The 16762-nt window shown below is 68.3% G+C and carries 14 protein-coding genes; 8 read left to right on the forward strand and 6 right to left on the reverse strand.

Features of this window, described 5'->3' with window-relative positions:
• Nucleotides 1-4 precede the first annotated feature (4 nt).
• The 4 genes from OG558_RS33350 to OG558_RS33365 form a co-directional block, all read right to left on the reverse strand.
• Nucleotides 5-1363 (reverse strand): ABC transporter substrate-binding protein, encoded by a 1359-nt coding sequence (locus OG558_RS33350; RefSeq protein WP_405066526.1) that lies wholly within the window; start codon nt 1361-1363, stop codon nt 5-7.
• A gap of 38 nt (nt 1364-1401) precedes the next feature.
• Entirely contained in the window at nt 1402-2340 is a 939-nt protein-coding gene (locus OG558_RS33355) for a carbohydrate ABC transporter permease (protein WP_405066527.1), read from the reverse strand.
• A gap of 10 nt (nt 2341-2350) precedes the next feature.
• Nucleotides 2351-3274 (reverse strand): carbohydrate ABC transporter permease, encoded by a 924-nt coding sequence (locus OG558_RS33360; RefSeq protein ID WP_405066528.1) that lies wholly within the window; start codon nt 3272-3274, stop codon nt 2351-2353.
• 161 nt (nt 3275-3435) lie between these two features.
• Nucleotides 3436-4368 carry a LysR family transcriptional regulator gene (locus OG558_RS33365; protein WP_405066529.1) on the reverse strand — a complete coding sequence of 311 codons (933 nt, stop codon included), beginning with the start codon at nt 4366-4368 and terminating at the stop codon, nt 3436-3438.
• A gap of 180 nt (nt 4369-4548) precedes the next feature.
• On the opposite strand from OG558_RS33365, the gene OG558_RS33370 reads away from it, so the two are divergent.
• From OG558_RS33370 to OG558_RS33380, 3 genes are read left to right on the forward strand one after another with little or no spacing between them, the layout of a single operon-like run.
• A complete protein-coding gene (locus tag OG558_RS33370) occupies nt 4549-5751 on the forward strand; it encodes a mandelate racemase/muconate lactonizing enzyme family protein (RefSeq protein WP_405066530.1) in 1203 nt (400 codons plus the stop codon).
• Nucleotides 5744-6733 (forward strand): aldo/keto reductase, encoded by a 990-nt coding sequence (locus OG558_RS33375; RefSeq protein WP_405066531.1) that lies wholly within the window; start codon nt 5744-5746, stop codon nt 6731-6733. Before OG558_RS33370 ends, OG558_RS33375 begins: the two co-directional genes overlap by 8 nt.
• Nucleotides 6734-6736: 3 nt before the next feature.
• Nucleotides 6737-7591, forward strand: coding sequence for an amidohydrolase family protein (locus OG558_RS33380; RefSeq protein WP_405066532.1), 855 nt, complete (start codon nt 6737-6739; stop codon nt 7589-7591).
• On the opposite strand, the gene OG558_RS33385 is transcribed toward OG558_RS33380, so the two are convergent.
• Nucleotides 7574-10168 (reverse strand): LuxR C-terminal-related transcriptional regulator, encoded by a 2595-nt coding sequence (locus tag OG558_RS33385; protein ID WP_405066533.1) that lies wholly within the window; start codon nt 10166-10168, stop codon nt 7574-7576. The two genes, OG558_RS33380 and OG558_RS33385, sit on opposite strands and share 18 nt — an antisense overlap.
• A gap of 109 nt (nt 10169-10277) precedes the next feature.
• Between OG558_RS33385 and OG558_RS33390 the strand changes: the two genes are divergently transcribed.
• The 5 genes from OG558_RS33390 (at nt 10278) to OG558_RS33410 (ending at nt 15137) form a co-directional block, all read left to right on the forward strand.
• Nucleotides 10278-11249, forward strand: coding sequence for an MBL fold metallo-hydrolase (locus OG558_RS33390; RefSeq protein ID WP_405066534.1), 972 nt, complete (start codon nt 10278-10280; stop codon nt 11247-11249).
• On the forward strand, nt 11246-11926 hold the full coding sequence (locus tag OG558_RS33395; RefSeq protein WP_405066535.1) for an SDR family NAD(P)-dependent oxidoreductase: 681 nt from the start codon (nt 11246-11248) through the stop codon (nt 11924-11926). Before OG558_RS33390 ends, OG558_RS33395 begins: the two co-directional genes overlap by 4 nt.
• A gap of 34 nt (nt 11927-11960) precedes the next feature.
• A complete protein-coding gene (locus tag OG558_RS33400; RefSeq protein ID WP_405066536.1) occupies nt 11961-13028 on the forward strand; it encodes an MBL fold metallo-hydrolase in 1068 nt (355 codons plus the stop codon).
• On the forward strand, nt 13025-13921 hold the full coding sequence (locus tag OG558_RS33405) for an oxidoreductase (RefSeq protein WP_405066537.1): 897 nt from the start codon (nt 13025-13027) through the stop codon (nt 13919-13921). Before OG558_RS33400 ends, OG558_RS33405 begins: the two co-directional genes overlap by 4 nt.
• A gap of 112 nt (nt 13922-14033) precedes the next feature.
• On the forward strand, nt 14034-15137 hold the full coding sequence (locus OG558_RS33410; protein WP_405066538.1) for a hypothetical protein: 1104 nt from the start codon (nt 14034-14036) through the stop codon (nt 15135-15137).
• Between the two features lie 8 nt (nt 15138-15145).
• Here OG558_RS33410 and OG558_RS33415 read toward each other — a convergent pair whose 3' ends face one another.
• The gene (locus OG558_RS33415) at nt 15146-16756 is read right to left on the reverse strand and encodes a RecQ family ATP-dependent DNA helicase (protein WP_405066539.1); all 1611 of its coding nucleotides are present in this window, start codon (nt 16754-16756) and stop codon (nt 15146-15148) included.
• Nucleotides 16757-16762: the final 6 nt, after the last annotated feature.

Raw genomic sequence — 16762 nt, forward strand, 5'->3', positions numbered from 1 at the left:
TCTCCTACTTGCCTTCCGCCAGCAGCGTCCGGCTCTGGTCCTGCATCTTCGGGAAGATGCTCTCGTCGGCCTTGTTCGTGAAATACGACTCGAACTGCGGCACCATCGCGTTGGTGAGTGCCGCGCCATTGTTGTACACCGGGCACGGAACGAGCTCGCCACTGGTCAGGTACCGGTTGAAGACCGAGAAGTCCGCGCCCTTGGCGGCCTGCTGATCGGTCAGTGCCTTCATCGACGCCGCGATGGACGGGAAGAAGGAACCGTTGAACTTCGCGGCCGTCGTCTGGCACTCCTCGCTCTCCTGGTACTTGACCCACTTCCAGGTCTGGTCCGGATGCTTGCTTCCGGCCCAGAGGTTGTTGCCGTTGGCATTGGTCATCAGGGCGCGCTTGCCGCCGGCGCCGGCCGGGAGCGGAGCGGTGCCGATCTTCGCGCCCTTCAACGCCGCGTAGGTCGCGGCCTCCCAGGTCCCGCCGACGACCATCGCGACCTTCCCGGACCCCAGTTGCTGGCTGTTGGCCGTGGTGAACTGGTTCAGCTTGGGGGTGTAGCCGTCGTTGGCGAGCGCGCGGACCATCTGGACCGACGTGACCACCTTCGGATCGTTGTAGTTGAAGACGGTCGCCCAGTTCTGCTGGTCCGGGATGTTGATCCCGTCGTTCGGGAGCAGCCAGCCCCAGGCGTTCTGGCCGAACGGGTCACCGGTCGACTCGATGTTGCCGAGCCCATACGTCTGTACGGCGTTCGCGTTGAAGCCGGCCTGGTCACCACGCTTGCCCGCACTGTCGACGGTGAGGTGCTTGATCATCGGCCAGAGGCTGCCGCCGCCGTCGGACGTCCAGTTGAGGGCGGCAACGTCCTTGGCGGTGTAGCCGGCCTTGGCCAGGACATCGGTGTTGTAGTAAAGGGCTCCGGTGGCCCAGTCCATCGGCAGGGCGTACTGCTTGCCGTCCTTGTACTTCCAGCCCTCCGTGCCGATGGCGTACTGGCCGAGGTCGAGCTTGTCCTTGGAGATGTAGTCGTCCAAGGGCAGCAGTTGTCCCTGACCGGCATAGGACTGCAGGTAGGTCACGCTGTTCATGAACGCGTCGGGCGCGTCACCGGAGACGAATCCCGAGGTGAGCTTGGTGAAGTAGTCGCTGACGTTGTAATTGGTGATCTTCACCTTGATGGTCGGATTGGCCTTCTCGAAGGCCGGGATGCACTGCTCGTAGGCGATCGCCTGGTCCGGGGACCAGGTCCACCAGTTGACCGTGGTCGTCTCTCCCGAGGCGCCGGAGTTGTCGCCTCCGGAGCAGCCGGTCAGTACTGTGAGCGCGGCTGCCACAGCGGCAGCAGAGCGGACGAGTCGTGTCCTGTTCACCGTGTCCCCTTTCGGAACGGTCGAGAGTGGGTGGCCGGCTACCGGAGTCCGGTGAAGCCGATCGAGTCGACGATGCGCCGGCCGAAGAGCATGAAGATGACGAGCATCGGGAAGGCCGCGACGAGGGCGGCCGCCATCAGGCCGGCGAAGTCCGGCTGGGTCTGCGGCGAGGCCTGCTGGAAGACGCCGAGGGCAACGGTCAGCGGTTTGACGTTCGAGTTGCCGGCGACCATCAGCGGCCAGAAGTAGTCGTTCCAGGCGTTGATGAAGGTCAGCAACGCCAGCGTGGTCAGCGGACCCTGGCTCATCGGGACCGTGATCCGGAACAGCAGCCGGAACCGGCCGAGTCCGTCGATGAGCGCGGCGTCCTCGATCTCGGTCGGTAGTCCGAGCATGAACTGGCGCAGGAAGAAGATGCCGAACGCCGAGAACAGCGCCCCCGGCAGGATCAGGCCGGCGAAGGTGTTGGTGAGACCCAGATCGTGGATCAGGACGAAGTTCGGGAGCAGCGTCATGATCCCCGGGATCATCAGCGCGCTCAGGAAGAGGCCGAAGACGAGATCTCTGCCCCGCCAGTGCAGCCGCGCGAACGCGTACGCCGCGAGCAGCGAGGAGAACACCACGAGCACGGTCAACGTGGTCGCGTAGATGACCGAGTTCCGCAGGTAGAGCCCGAGCTGGATGGTGGCGCCGGAGCCGCCCTCGGCGACGGCCTGCTCGCGGGTCGCCAGCCCGAGGACGCGCTCGAACGGCCCGAGGGTGAGATCGACCGGGAGCAGCGAGGACGGGTGGTCGATCAACGCGTAGTTGTTGGACAGCGCCGTACGGAGGATCCAGTAGAACGGGAAGATCGTGACGACGAGGAAGAGGACGAGGTAGACCCAGGCCACGGTCTTGCCGATGGGCGGTTTGCGGCGTTGCGGTGGCAGATCCGGCCGGGCCGGGGAGTGCGTCACCTGGGGGAGTGTGGTCGTCATGGTTGCGCCCTCAGTTCGTGTCGGACTCGTTGGCTCGCAGCAGCCGCATCTGGACGAACGTGATGGCCAGCAAGAGGATGAACAGAGCCATCGACATCGTCAGCGCGTAGCCGAAGTCGAACTCGGCGAAGCCCTTGCTGTAGATGTAGAGCGGCAGCACGTTCGAGGCGTTGGCCGGCCCGCCCTTGGTGGTCACAGCGACCAGGTCGAACACCTGGAACGAGCCGATGACCGTCAGGACCGTCACCAGCGCGAGGATGGGACGCAGCAGCGGCAGCGTGAGGTGCGTGAACATCCGCGGCTCGCTCGCGCCGTCCAGCCGGCCGGCCTCGTAGATCTGCGCCGGAATCGTCTGCAGGCCGGCGAAGATCAGGATCGCGTTGTAGCCCATCGCCTTCCACACACCGATGCACGCGAGCGTCGGGACGACCCATCCCTGGGAGCCGAGGAAGAGGATGTCGTGCCCGGTGACCGCCTTCACGGCCACGTTGACGATGCCGAGTCCCGGATCGAGCATCCACTGCCAGACCAGCGCCGCGACGACGCCGGACACCAGGAACGGCAGCAGCACGAGCCCACGGACGACCGTCGATCGGGTCAGCCGGTGCATGATCACCGCGGTCGCCAGCGACACGGCCAGGCCGAGGACGACCGACAGTACGACGTATTGCACGGTGACGCCGAGCGATTTCCAGAAGACGTCGTCACCGAGAAGACGGCGATAATTGTCCAGACCGGTCCAAGTGGCCGGGGTCAGGATCCGGAATCTGGTGAAGCTCAGGTAAATGCCGCGCAGTACCGGCCCGGCGGCGAAGACGATGAATCCCACGGCGGCCGGAAGAATGAGGACGACCGCGAGCCGCCAATCCGACCGATGCGCGGGACCCCTGGTTTTTCGGCGATGTGACGGCGTGCCGGTGGCAAGTGTCACCACGGTGAGCTCCTTCGCGGAACAATTGCGGCGAGTCGTTGTCAGGAATGACCGCCGTGAATGCGGTTCGACTCGAAGGGTTAACCTCACCGACATTCAGTCATGCGCGTGCTGCCCGGTGCAACGACGCATACCGGATGGGGAGTATTCGTCCCGCGAATAGGTCAGGCGGCGGGGATGGGCCGCGTCCCGGCGGGGCATTCCGCGGCGAGCACGAGGTCGACGAAGGCCTGGGCGGCCCGGCTGAGCGGACGCTCGGAGGGCCACCACACGCCGACATCGCGGTAGAGCTGCGCACTGTCCACCTGGCGTACTTCCAGACCGTCCGTGCGCACCATCGCCGCGGCGAGGCCGTTGATCAAGCCGATGCCGTGCCCGGCCCGGACCATGGCCGCCAGCGTGGTCGGCTGGTGGGAGACGATGCCCCCGGCCGGCTCGATCCGGCTCGACTGCATCGCCGACCAGGCCTCGTAGCCCAGGCTGGGGTCGCCGAGCGGATCGCCGATGGTGATCATCGGGTGCGCCGCCACGTCCTCGAGGCCGATCGCGTCCGCGGCCAGGATCGGATGGCCGGGTGGCGCCAGCACGACGAACGGCTCGCGCCAGAGGCCGCGGTGGATCCAGGCGTGGTCGGCCGGTTCCGGCCGGAGCGGACGGAGGGCGACCGCCGCGCGCCGGTCGGACAGCCACTCGTCGCTGATCTGGACGTCGCCGTCGAGGACGGCGATCTCGAGCAATGGGTTGGCGGTCCGCAGCTGCTTCAGGACGCCGGGGAGGAACTCCGAGCTCCCGCTGGCGAAACTCGCGATGGCCAGCTTCCCGGTGATCGATCCGGCCGTTGCGCGCAGGTCGGAGACCGTGTCGTCCACCTCGGTCACGATCAGCCGGGCCCGCGGGAGCAGCCGCCGGCCGTCGTCGGTCAGCGTCAGTGGACGCATGCGCCTTTCGATCAGCACACATCCCAGCGAACGCTCGAGGCTGGCGACCCGCGCCGACACCCGCGGCTGGGAAAGATGCATTCGGGCGGCCGCGCGGGCGAACCCGCCGGAATCGACGACTTCGAGCCAGGTGCGGAGCCAGGCCAGCTCGACATCCATGACCGGCTGCCTCCTTTCCGAACGACCTTGGTGATTCGGACGCTATCAGCCGGACCGGATGCGATCGGCCATCGGTATTCGTCGTACGAAACCTCTGCATTCGTACTTCGGCGTTGTGGCGGACCAGACCGGCATGTCTGAATGGCGGTGCCGAATGACGTGCGAACAAAGGGGTGTGGAGTGGAGTTCAAGCTGCCGGATGACGCGCTGGGGCTGCTGTCGCCGGCGCAGACCGACCTGGTCCCGGGCGAGGAGGGCAACGTCATCGTCTCGGTCGAGACCTACGCGCTCGCCGTACCGCTGGTGCAGCCGCTGGCGGACTCGACCGCGGCGCTGAAGTCCTGGATCGTCCCGGTGGTGGAGATCCGTACGGCGGACGGCCGGGTCGGAACCGGGATCTCCGGAGTCCATTGCGGGCCGGAGTTGCTCTGCCACGTCATCGACCAGTACTACGCACCCGCGCTGGTCGGCGCTTCGTCGGAGGACATCCTCGGCACCTGGAAACGGCTCTATTGGTTGCCGACGCACTGGATCGGCCGAGCCGGCGTCGTCCACATGGCCCTGTCGATGGTCGACATCGCCCTGTGGGATCTCGCCGCTCAGCGTGCCGGGGTGCCGCTCTGGCGCCTGCTCGGAGGCTCGGCCGACCCGATCGAGACGTACAACACCGACGGCGGCTGGCTGAATCTGAGTGTCGCGGAGGTGGTCCGCGATGTCGGTTCGCTGATCGACCGCGGCTGGCGACGGGTGAAGATCAAGGTCGGTAAGGCCGACTGGCGTGAGGACACGGCCCGGGTGCGCGCCGTACGGAAGGCGGTCGGATCGGACATCACGGTGATGGCCGACGCCAATCAGCGGTGGGATCTCGCCACCGCGCAGCGGATCATGCCGGTTCTGGCCGAGGCCGAGCTGGACTGGATCGAGGAGCCCGTGCACGCCGACGATCTCGGCGCGCACCAGCGGCTGCAGGCGGTGGGGACGGTCGATGTCGCTGCGGGGGAGAGCCTCTACTCGTACCACGCGTTCGCCGGCTTCATGGCCGCGGACGCCCTCCGTGTGGTCCAGCCCGACGTGACCCGGCTCGGCGGTGTGACCGAGTGGTTGCAGGTCGCCCACCAGGCGGCGGGGCGCAGTCTGCGGCTGGTCCCGCATGCCGGGGACATGATGCAGGTCCATCAGCACCTCGCCGGCGTCGTACTGAGCGAGAGCCCGGCGCTGCTGGAGTTCATCCCGTGGACACAGGACGTCTTCGAGGAGCGCAGCGTCGTGAACGAAGGGTTCGCCGAACGGCCGCAGACTCCGGGAGCGTCGACGGCTGTCCTCAAGCAGGCCAGGGAGAAGTGGCAGCTCAAGGGCGTCGGCCGGCGGACGTCGAATGACTGATCGGATGGGCACTACCGACCTGCTCGTCCCGCGGATCGGGTTGGGAACCGCTGCCCTGGGCAACTTTCAGCAGGCGATCACCGACGCGGACGCCGTGGCGGTGGTGGATCGTGCTCTGGCGTTGGGTGTCCGCTACCTCGACACTGCCCCGCTGTACGGGCATGGGCTCGCCGAGTCGAGGGTCGGGCAGGCGGTGGCGAAGGTTGCGCGGGACGAGCTGATCATCTCGACGAAGGTCGGCCGCCTGCTGCGGGAGGACGCTCCGCGGGACGAGACGCAGTACCACGACGGTGTCCCGTTCTATCGGGATGTGCCGGCGGCGGGTCCGGTGTGGGACTTCAGCTATGTCGGCGTTCGCCGGTCGGTCGAGGAGAGCCTGGAACGGACCGGGCTCGATCACTTCGATGTTCTCCTGCTGCACGACCCGGACCAGCATCTGGCCGCGGCCGCTTCCACCGGGTACGCCGCTCTCCGTGATCTGCGGGAGGCCGGGTTGGTCCGGGCGATCGGCGCCGGGATGAACAACTCGGCTCCACTCGCCGATCTCGTTCGCTCGTGTGACTTGGATGTCGTTCTGCTCGCGGGTCGCTACACGTTGCTGGATCAGTCCGCGCTGTCGGACCTGCTACCAGCGTGCGAAGTTCGGGGAACTTCGGTGGTGATCGGTGGTGTCTTCAACAGCGGGATTCTCGTCGATCCGGCGCCGGGGGCGTCGTTCGACTACATCCCGGCCGCCGACTCGGTCCTCGCCAAAGCTGCGGCGATTCGGGAGGTTTGCCGGCGGTACGACGTCCCCCTCGCTGCCGCCGCACTGCAGTTCCCGCTGGCGCACTCGCGGGTGTGCACGGTGCTGGTGGGGGCTCGCATGATCGACGAGCTCGAGATGGATCTGGCGCTGTTCGACTGCGAGATCCCGGCCGGCCTGTGGGCTGATCTTCGAGCCGCGGGACTACTCGATCCCGACGTACCGACACCGGAGTAGGCCATGCGAATCGACGCACATCAGCACTTCTGGGATCCGGCGCGGCACGAGTATCCGTGGATGGCCGGTGACGCGATGGATCCCGTTCGGCGGGCGTTCACGCCGGACGACCTCCGCCCCGTACTGCGTGCGGCGGAGATCGACGGCACTATCCTGGTCCAGACCGTCTCCAGCGTCGCCGAGACACGGGAGTTCCTGCAGTTGGCGGCCGCCACTGACTTCATCGCCGGCGTCGTCGGCTGGGTCGACCTGACGTCGGCCGCGGTGGGCGACCACCTGGACGAGTTGCTCGACGGGCCGGGCGGGAGCCGGTTGGTCGGCATCCGCCATCAGGTGCACGACGAGGCTGACCCCGAGTGGCTGGGGAGGGACGACGTACGACGTGGTCTCGCCGCGGTTCAGCAGCGTGGGTTGACCTACGACCTGCTCGTCCGCGCCCGCGAGTTACCCGCGGCAGTGGATGTCGTCCGGGCCCTTCCAGACCTTCCGTTCGTCCTCGACCACGTGGCGAAACCACGCATCGCGGCCGGTGCCGATCCGGAATGGACAGAGCGGATGCCTGCTCTCGCCGCGGCGCCGAACGTCGCCGTGAAGTTGTCGGGGATGGTCACCGAGGCGAACTGGGGCACCTGGACCGCCGCGGACCTCCGCCCCTTCGTCGAGCGCGTCGTGCGCTGGTTCGGCGCTGAGCGTCTGCTGTTCGGCTCGGACTGGCCCGTGTGCCTGCTCGCCGGCTCGTACGGCGACATCGTCACGGGGCTCGATGCGGCACTCCCGGCGATGAGCCCGTCCGAACGAGTTCTCTTGTACGGCGGTAACGCAGAGCAGGTGTACCGCCGCTCACGCGCGGCCGGCTGACAGCAGGCGCAGGTCGCGGCCACGCTGGACGGCCGAGGATCGGTCGCTGGCGCCGAGCTTGGTGTAGATGCGGCGGATGTGGGTGTTCACGGTGTTCAGGGAGACCGATAGCTCGGTGGCGATCTCGGGCCGGGTGAGGTTGGTCGGCAGGTAGCGGAGCACGCGGAGCTCGGTGGGGCTGAGCTTCTCGACCGGCTCGGGAGTTGTCGTGCTGGTCGGGCTGTCGCCGTGGACGGCGTCGAGGATGTCGGTGATGAGTGCGGCGTGCGACGTACCGTGCGGTGGCAGGGCCGTCAGCAGCTCCCAGGCGCCGGTCACCGCGAAGGGGACGATCAGCCGGTCCGGTTCGGCCAGCTGCAGCGCGCGCTCCAGGGCCGCCCGCGCCGCGCGCTCGTCGCCCAGGTCCCGGCAGGCGAGCGCGTCCAGGAGGTGAGCCTCGATCAGCGTGGCGTACGGGTCGACCGGGGCAGCGCCATCGAGGACAGGCCGGAGTTCGCGGCGAGCGCCGGCTGGATCGTGCTCGGCGAGGCGGACCACCGCGGCCGCGGTGCGGATCTCGCCGGCCGCGGCCAGTTGGTCGTCGACCGCGGCGAGGGTGGCGCGCGCCTGGTCGATCTCGCCGACACGGGCCTGGGTGGCGATCGTCCAGCCGGTGACTCGCGACGTCAAAGCGTGTTTCCCGGTGATGCGAGCGCCCATCTGCTCGGCGGCGCCGAGCTCGGCCAGTGCCTCGGGCAGCCGTCCCCGCGCCGCCCGGAGGATCGCAGCGATCAGGTGGATGAGCAGGCGGACCCCTGGCTCCGCGCCGGCCTCGGTGGCACGCCTGGCGCGCTCCAGCCATTCTTCGCCGCGGTCGAACTCGCCCGCCGAGACGAGGAGCCCGGCGAGTGTCGCCTGGGCCGGTGCGATCACCGGCTCGGCGTCCCAGCCGTGCAGCGCCGCCTGCGCGATGGCGTTCTCGCAATGCTGCCGGGCGAGGGCGTAGGACCGGCCGGTGGCAGCGAACCCGAGGTGGGCGAGGCAGGCCACCTCCAGGTACGGTCGCCCGATGTCGTGGGCGAGAGCCGCGCCCTCCGACAGACTCTTCTCGCTCTCCGCCAGCCGCAGCGACCACGCCTGGGTGACGCCGAGATTCAGCAGCGCGATGGCCCGCAGATCGTTGCCCAGGGCCACATCGGCGTTGGTCTGTCCGTGGGCCGTTGCCGGCAGCGCGTCCACCTGCTCGAAGACGCTGTCGAAGTGACCGCGAAGCCGGGCCGACAGCAGGTCCAGGGATGCGAGGGCCAACCGCAGTTGGTGCTGCCGGTCCGGCGGCGTCGTCTCGGCGTACGCCCTGACGACGTCGAGGTGTGCGTCGGCCTGGTCGAGGTGGAGCTGGTCGAGATCGGCGATCGCGTACACGAGGGCCAGCCCGGGGAAGTCCTCGCCGATCCGGGCCGGGAAGGTGCGCAACAGCACGGCCACGGTCCCGGCCTGACCGTCGAGGGTGAGGCTGAGAGCGTGGTCGGTGAGCAGGTGGGCGGCGTCGGTCCAGTCACCGGCGGCCTGCAGGTGGTGGATGGCGTCAGCGGTGCGGCCGTGGTCGGCGAACCACCGCGCGGCGATCCGGTGCAGCTCCGGGACGTCTCCGGGGACGGTACGGCGCAGTTCCAGCCGGAGCAGACCGCCGAACAGATGGTGGTAGCGGAACCATGAGCGCGCGGGGTCGAGTGACACGACGAACGCGTTGGCGTCCTCGAGATCCAGCAGGATCCGCTCCGATCCTCCTGAGCCGGTGAGGAGGTCGGCCAGCTCGCCGTTGACCTGGTCCAGCAGGGACGTCCGCAGCAGCAGACGTTGCACCTCTGGCGGCTGCCGGTCCAGCATCTCGGCCATCAGGTACTCGGCGACCGTGCGGTCACTGCCGGAGAACTCGGCGACGAACCGTTCCGGCTCCGGGTGGCCGGTCAGGGACAGGACGGCCAGCCGCAGCCCGGCCGCCCAGCCTTCGGTCCGCTCGTACAGCGTGGTCACCGCCTGATCGGGCAGGGTGATCCCGGCAGCGGTCAGCAGCTTGCGCGTCTCCTCCTCGCTGAAGCGCAATTCCGCGGCGCGGATCTCGGCCAGCTCTCCCGCCAGCCGGAGTTGGTGCAGGCGCAGCGGAAGGTCGCGGCGGGTGGCCACGATCGCGTGGACTTCCGCGGGGAGGTTCGTCAACAGAACCGTGAGCTGCTCGGTGGCCTCGGCGGACGTCAGCTCGTGCAGGTCGTCGATGATCAGGACGACGGGTCCGCCGTACGCCGTGAGCTCGGACAGCACCTTGTCGACCATGGCCCGGCCGTTGAAGCCAGGCGCCGGGGGCGGGGCCTCGGTACCGCGGATCGCGCCCAGCAGGGTGAGCCAGAACAGTTGCGCGTCGTGCTGGCCGGGCTTGACCGACAGGAAGACGATCCGGCGGTCCTGGCGCCGTCGGTCGGCCCACGCCTGAAGTAGCGACGTCTTCCCACTGCCGGCGGGCGCCGAGATGACCGTGACGTGCTTCTCCACCGCTTTGTCCAGCGCGGCGATCAGATCGCGACGGTCGATGAGCCCGTGCACCCGGTCAGCGTACTCGCGGAGATCACTGGAATCAGGTGACGACCTCTCACCGGGCGGCTGGCGAAGCTGAACCCGCCTTGATCGATGCGGAACGAAACAGAGGGTGATCATGAGTACGTCGAGTCCACGCGAGAACGACCTGCCGGACTACGTGCCGGTACCTGAGGCGGCCTTCGGCCCGGCCCTCAACGACCAGGGGTATTTCGTCGGCCGTGTCGAGCGCAACCTGTTCTGGGTCACCGACGGCACCTACCAGTCGGCGTTCCTCGCGACGGCCGACGGCGTCGTCCTGTTCGACGCTCCACCGACCATCGGCCACAACCTGCGCCGGGCCGTGGATGAGGTCGCGGCCGCCGAGGGCATCGGAAACACGGTGACCCATCTGGTCTATTCGCACCACCACGCCGACCACGCCGGTGCGGCGAACCTGTTCGGTGACGACATCGTGCGGATCGGGCACGTCGAGAGCCGGCGGCTCCTGTTGCGCGACAACGACGCGACCCGGCCCGCGCCGGAGGTCACCTTCGAGGACACGTTCACGCTCGAGGTCGGTGGCGAGCGGGTCGAGCTGGCCTATCACGGGCCTAACCACTCGCCGGACAACATCTACATCCACTTCCCGAACCACGACACGCTCATGCTGGTCGATGTCGTGAACTCGGGCTGGGTGCCCATCTACAACCTCAACCTGAGCGAGGACGTGCCCGGCTACATCGGCGCTCCGGCGCGGGCGATGGACTACCCGTGGAACCACTTCATCGGCGGTCACCTCGGCCGGCTGGGGACTCGCGACGACGTTGTCCTGCACCAGCAGTACATCGCCGACATCGTCGACAGCTCGTACGCCGCCCTCGCCTCGATCGACCCGACCCCCTACTTCGTCAAGTACGGCGCGAACGTGTGGGCCGGTGTGGGCGGCTATCTGGACACCGTCACCGCTGAGGCCGCCGCGCCGGTCATCGCCAAGTACACCGGCGTCCTGGGGGCCGCCGACGTACCCGCCTTCACCACGAGCACGACGTTCAGCATCCTCCAGTCCATCCGCCTCGACCTCGGCACCGGTTCGCAGGTGCACCCATGAGCGCGCGGGTGGCCATCGTGGTCGGCGCGGGTGGCGAACTCGGCCGCGCGACGGCGCAGAAGCTGGCAGCCGGCGGCTTCACGGTGGTCGCTGTCGACCGGAACGCCGAGGGCCTGAAGGAACTGCCCGACGGCATCCGCTCCGAGGTGGGTGACGCAACCGACCCGGCCGTCGCGAAGGAGCTCGTCGACCGGATCGCCGCCGAGGTCGGTCCGCCCGAAGTACTGGTCAACACCCTCGGCACCTATGGCCTCGGTGCTGCGCTCGACGTGACCCCGGAAGATCTGCGGCGGATGATCGACGTCAACACAGGCCCCGCGCTGTGGCTGACCCAGGCGGTGGCGCCGTACATGCGAGACCGAGGTACGGGCGTCATCGTGCATGTGGCCTCCAAGCCCGGGCTGGAGCCGACCGCCGGGATGGCGGCGTACGGCGTGAGCAAGGCGGCGCTGGTCTACCTCACCCGCGTCCTCGACCTGGAGCTCCGTCCGCTCGGGATCCGGGTCAACGCCATCGCACCAGACATCCTCGACACGGCCAAGAACCGGCCGTACCTGAGTCCCGAGTTGCTGGCGCACGCGGTCTCACCGGAGGCTGCCGCCGACTCCATCATCTTCCTCGTCAGTGACGCCGCGGCTCCGATCAGCGGGGCCATCGTCCCGACCTACGGCCCCTGACCGTCAACCCGTCGTATCTCGTGAAAGGTCTGTTATGTCATCCAGCCCCACCCCGAACCGCCGCTCATTCCTCGCTCGTGGCGCGGCGATAGCGGCCGTGCCGGCGCTAGCCACCGTCGCCGGGGGAGTCCTCGCCGAGCCGGCCGCTGCCGCTGCCGACGACACCTTGCCCGACTACGCGCCGATACCGCCGTCCGCCCTCGGGCCGGCCGTCAATGCGCAGGGCTACTCCGTCGGGCGGTTGGAGCGGAACCTGTACTGGGTCACCGACGGCACCTACCAGGCCGCCTTCCTGACCACCAAGGACGGGGTGGTGCTGTTCGACGCACCCCCGAGCATCGGACACAACCTGCAGCGCGCCATCGACGAGATCGCGTCCGCCAACGGCGTGTCCAACAAGGTGACGCACATCGTCTACTCGCACCACCACGCAGACCACCTCGGCGCATCGTCGTTGTTCGGCCGTGATGTGGTCCGCGTCGGCCACGTCGAGACGAAGCGATTGCTTGCCCGGGACAACGATCCGACCCGGCCCGGGCCCGACGTGACCTTCGAGACCCGGCGCACGCTGCGCGTCGGCGGGGAGCGGATCGACCTGGCCTGGCACGGCACCAACCACACGCCCGACAACATCTACATCCACCTACCGGCCCACGACACGCTGATGCTGGTCGACATCAACCTGCCCGGCTGGGTGCCGTTCGCCAGCTTCAACATCAACGAGGACGTCCCAGGCTCCATCGCAGCCCCCGCGAAGGCTTTGTCCTACCCGTGGAAGCACTTCATCGGCGGCCACATGGGCCGGACGGGCACCCGGCACGACATGGTCGTCTACCAGCAGTACGTCGCCGACCTCATCGACGGCGTCAAGAAGGCACTCGTGGCTGTTGATCCGACCCCGTTCTTCACCAAGTACGGCAACAACACCTGGGCGGCGGTCAAGACCTACCAGGACGCGCAGGTCGACTACGCGGCCGCGCCGGTGATCAAGAAGTACACCGGCGTCCTGGCCGCCGCCGACGTCTACACCGCCAGCACCGCGTTCCTCATCCTCGAATCGGTCCGCCTCGACAGCGGTGTCGGCTCGCAGGTCCACCCGTGACGCTCGGCGGATCCTTCGCACTCGGCCCGTGGCAAGTGCACCGGGCCGGGTACGGCGCTATGCAACTGGCCGGCGACGGGGTCTTCGGGCCGCCGGGAGATCGCGACGAGGCATTGCGGGTACTGCGCGCGGCCGTCGCGGCCGGGGTTGACCACATCGACACCGCGCAGTTCTACGGGCCGGGCACAGTGAATCAGCTCATCCGCGAGGCTTTGCACCCCTACCCAGACGACTTGGCGATCGTCAGCAAGGTGGGTGCCCGCGGCGACACCGATCCCGCGTTGTTGCGCCAAGGGATCGAGGACAACCTCGCCACGCTCGGCACCCACCGGCTGGCTGCGGTGAACCTGCGGATCACGGATCCGTCCGAAGTCCCGGGCGGGCAGTTCGACGCTCAGCTCGCGGCGCTGATCAAGGCTCGCGAGGACGGGCTGATCGACGGCATCGGACTGAGCAACGTCTCCCGGCCGCACCTACTGCGGGCCGCTGACCAAACAGAGATCGTCTGCGTGCAGAACCTCTTCAACCTGGCCGACCAGCGGTCCCTCGACGTCCTCACGGAGTGCGAGGCACGCGCGATCGCGTTCGTGCCGTTCTGTCCACTGGGCCTGCCCGGCGAGCAGCGGCACCGGCTGCTCACCGACCCCGACCTCGCCACGCTCGCCACGCTCGGCGCGCGGCTGGGCGCGTCGCCGGCGCAGCTCGCACTCGCCTGGCTGCTCGATCTCGCCCCGAACATCCTGCTGGTCCCCGGAACCCGCACTCGCTCGCACCTCGCCGAGAACCTCGCCGCCGCCGACCTCAAGCTCGACGACGCGGTCCGCACCGGACTCGCACGGCTAGGTTCCGATCGTATTCGCCGCGGTCCGCGGCATCGCGCACAGGGCGCCTAGAACCGCGCACAGCACGCCTAGGATCGCGCCGAGGGTCGCGCCTAGGCTCGTTCCACGAAAGGCCCCGGCCTCACCGGCTCTGGGCACCGTCAGACAACGGTGTGAGGGATGTATGACCGTCGACATCGTGTTCTGGAGCGTGGTCCTGGCTCGTTTCGCGCTGCCGTTGTTGATCCCGAAGTACCCGCTGCCCGGGGTCGTCGCCTGCTTGGTGCTCGACGCTGCTGACCAGACGATCTTCCAGGCGTTCGGGTTCAACCCGCCGTTCTACCAGAGCTACGACAAGGCGATGGACGTGTTCTATCTGTCCGTGGCCTATACGGCCAGCCTACGGAACTGGACGAACATGTCGGCGTTCGGCATCAACCGGTTCCTGTTCTTGTACCGCCAGATTGGTGCGGTGGCGTTCGAGCTGAGCGGCCTGCGGTGGCTGTTGCTGGTGTTCCCGAACACGTTCGAGTACTTCTTCATCGCCTACGAAACGGTGCGCACCCGGTGGAACCCGCTGCGCTACGCGTTCAAGTTCTGGGCGATCGTCGCCGGCGCCATCTGGGTGTTCATCAAGTTGCCACAGGAGTACTGGCTGCACATCGCGGAGCTCGACGTGACCGACACGATCAGAGACGTGCCCTGGTTCGGTCCGGCGCTCGCCGCCGCCATACTCCTCCTGATTGCGATCCTGGTGTTCGTCGTACGCCCCCGGCTGCCGCAGGCCGACTGGTCCCTGCGGCTCGCGGCCGATCCGCTGCCGGCCGCGATCGCCGACGCGAGCGAGCGCGCCGCGTTCCAGGCCAGGCACCGGAAGGTCTTCGACGAGGCAGCGGTGGAGAAGATCCTGCTGATCGGGCTGATCAGTGTGGTCTACGGACGGGTCCTGCCGGGGGTCGAGGCGAGCAGCCTGCAGATCTTCCTCGGCGTCGCGGTGTTCGCGATCATCAATGCCGCGCTCGGGGTGTGGGCGGCGAAGCGAGGTCACTCGTGGGAGTCGGCCGGGGTCTCGTTCCTGGTCGTCTTCGTGACCAACGTCGTACTGGTCGCAGTCGCGGCCCTGCTGCTGAGGCGGGGCGAAGGTGGCCTGCGGCTGGTCGACACACTGTTCTTCGTCTTCCTGTTCAGCATTCTGACCATGCTGTACGACCGCTACCGTCCGATCCACGACTACCGCGTCGAAGCGGCGAGAGCTGAAACCGCGGTCCGACCCTCCACGGCGCGATGATCCGTCGATCAGGATTCGGGTTGGAGTAGGTGGTTGTGGGTCATGAAGGCGGTGCGTAGTTCTTTGTAGCCGACGCGGTCGAAGAGGACGGTCATGGTGGTGCCGTCGTAGTGTTCGACCAGGCCGGGTCCGAAGGTGGGATGTCTGACTCGGCTGCCGATGGGGAAGGGCTGGTCGGGAGCTGGTGCGGCGGTGCGCCCGGCCAGGTCGTTGTCGCAGTTGCCGCACGGGCCTTCGTACTGCTCGCCGAAATAGCTGAGCAGCCACTCGCGGCGGCACCCGCCGTACTCCGCGTACGCCGCCATCATCTCGACCCGGGAGCGGGCGACCTCGCGGCGATCGTGCTCGACGGCCGAGGCGGCGGCGACCGCCTGGTCGACGGTGGTGCGGGCGGCCAGGTGGAATTGGTGGCCGATGGCAACCACCCGGGCATCCATCAACCGGCCGAGCGCGCGTTCGATCCGGGCCGGACTGAGCCGGGTCGTCGTGGCGAGCTCCTCGATGCCGGCCGGACGGTGTTCCTTGATCGCGGTGGCGACGGCGAGGAGGTCCTCGTCTGTCACCCCGCCGGAGGCGAAGAACCGGTTGAGCCCGAGGTTGGCGTGGCGGAAGAAGAGCTCGATGTCGGCCGGCTCGCCGTCGCGGCCCGCGCGCCCGATCTCCTGGTAGTACGCGTCGACCGAGCCCGGTGCCTCGGCGTGGCTGACCCAGCGGATGTCCGGCTTGTCGATGCCCATCCCGAAGGCGATGGTCGCGACCACGACCCGGTACCGATCCGCGAGGAATCCGTCCTGAACCTCGCGACGTTGCCGCGCCGACAGGCCCGCGTGGTACGCCTGCGCGGACACACCGGCGATCTGGAGTTCTGCCGCGAGGTCTTCGGCGTGGTGGTGGGTTGCGACGTACACGATGCCTGGTCCGCGGGAGGAGCGGACGTGGCTGAGCAGCCGGCGGTTCTTGGTCTCCTCGTCGGCGAAGGTGAACACGGCGAGATTGAGGTTCGGCCGGTCGAATCCGCCGACCACCACGGCCGGGCTGCGCAACTCCAGCCGGTGGACGATCTCCTTGCGCACCGGTGGCGCGGCGGTGGCGGTCAGTGCGAGGGTCGGTGGCCGCCCCATCGCGCGGATGGCGGCGGCGAGCCGCAGGTAGTCGGGGCGGAAATCTTGGCCCCACTCGCTCACCAGATGAGCCTCGTCGACAGCCACCAGCCGGGGACGGGACGCCGCGAGCAGGTCGAGTACGTCGGAATGCGTGAGTTGCTCCGGCGACATGAGTACGAAGCCGGGACGGTTGTTCGCCAGCAGGTCGTGAGCCGCCCGGCGACCGGCGTGGTCACTGGCGTTCAGTTCCGCGACCTCGACGCCTGCGGGGTGTTCCGACAAGGCCCGCAGCTGGTCCCGTTGGAGAGCCACCAAGGGGCTCACCACGATCGTCACTCCACCGAGCGCCAGCCCGGCGAGCTGGTAGATGGCGGTCTTGCCGGTCCCGGTGGCGAGGACGGCGAGCGTGTCCTGTCCCGCGAGGACCGCCTGAACGGATTCCTCCTGCCCGGGGCGCAGCGTGTCGAATCCGAGCCGCTCGCGAGCGAGCTCGGCGATGTCGGAGGAGCCCAGCACCCGCCC

Source organism: Kribbella sp. NBC_01510 (assembly GCF_045040325.1).
Classification (GTDB): domain Bacteria; phylum Actinomycetota; class Actinomycetes; order Propionibacteriales; family Kribbellaceae; genus Kribbella.

Excerpts from the sequence above, each read along its gene's own strand:
- OG558_RS33375 (WP_405066531.1), top strand. The coding sequence starts at position 5,744 with ATGACTGATCGGATGGGCACTACCGACCTGCTCGTCCCGCGGATCGGG.
- OG558_RS33410 (WP_405066538.1), top strand. The coding sequence starts at position 14,034 with ATGACCGTCGACATCGTGTTCTGGAGCGTGGTCCTGGCTCGTTTCGCG.
- OG558_RS33395 (WP_405066535.1), top strand. The coding sequence starts at position 11,246 with ATGAGCGCGCGGGTGGCCATCGTGGTCGGCGCGGGTGGCGAACTCGGC.
- OG558_RS33365 (WP_405066529.1), bottom strand. The coding sequence starts at position 4,368 with ATGGATGTCGAGCTGGCCTGGCTCCGCACCTGGCTCGAAGTCGTCGAT.
- OG558_RS33355 (WP_405066527.1), bottom strand. The coding sequence starts at position 2,340 with ATGACGACCACACTCCCCCAGGTGACGCACTCCCCGGCCCGGCCGGAT.
- OG558_RS33380 (WP_405066532.1), top strand. The coding sequence starts at position 6,737 with ATGCGAATCGACGCACATCAGCACTTCTGGGATCCGGCGCGGCACGAG.
- OG558_RS33390 (WP_405066534.1), top strand. The coding sequence starts at position 10,278 with ATGAGTACGTCGAGTCCACGCGAGAACGACCTGCCGGACTACGTGCCG.
- OG558_RS33400 (WP_405066536.1), top strand. The coding sequence starts at position 11,961 with ATGTCATCCAGCCCCACCCCGAACCGCCGCTCATTCCTCGCTCGTGGC.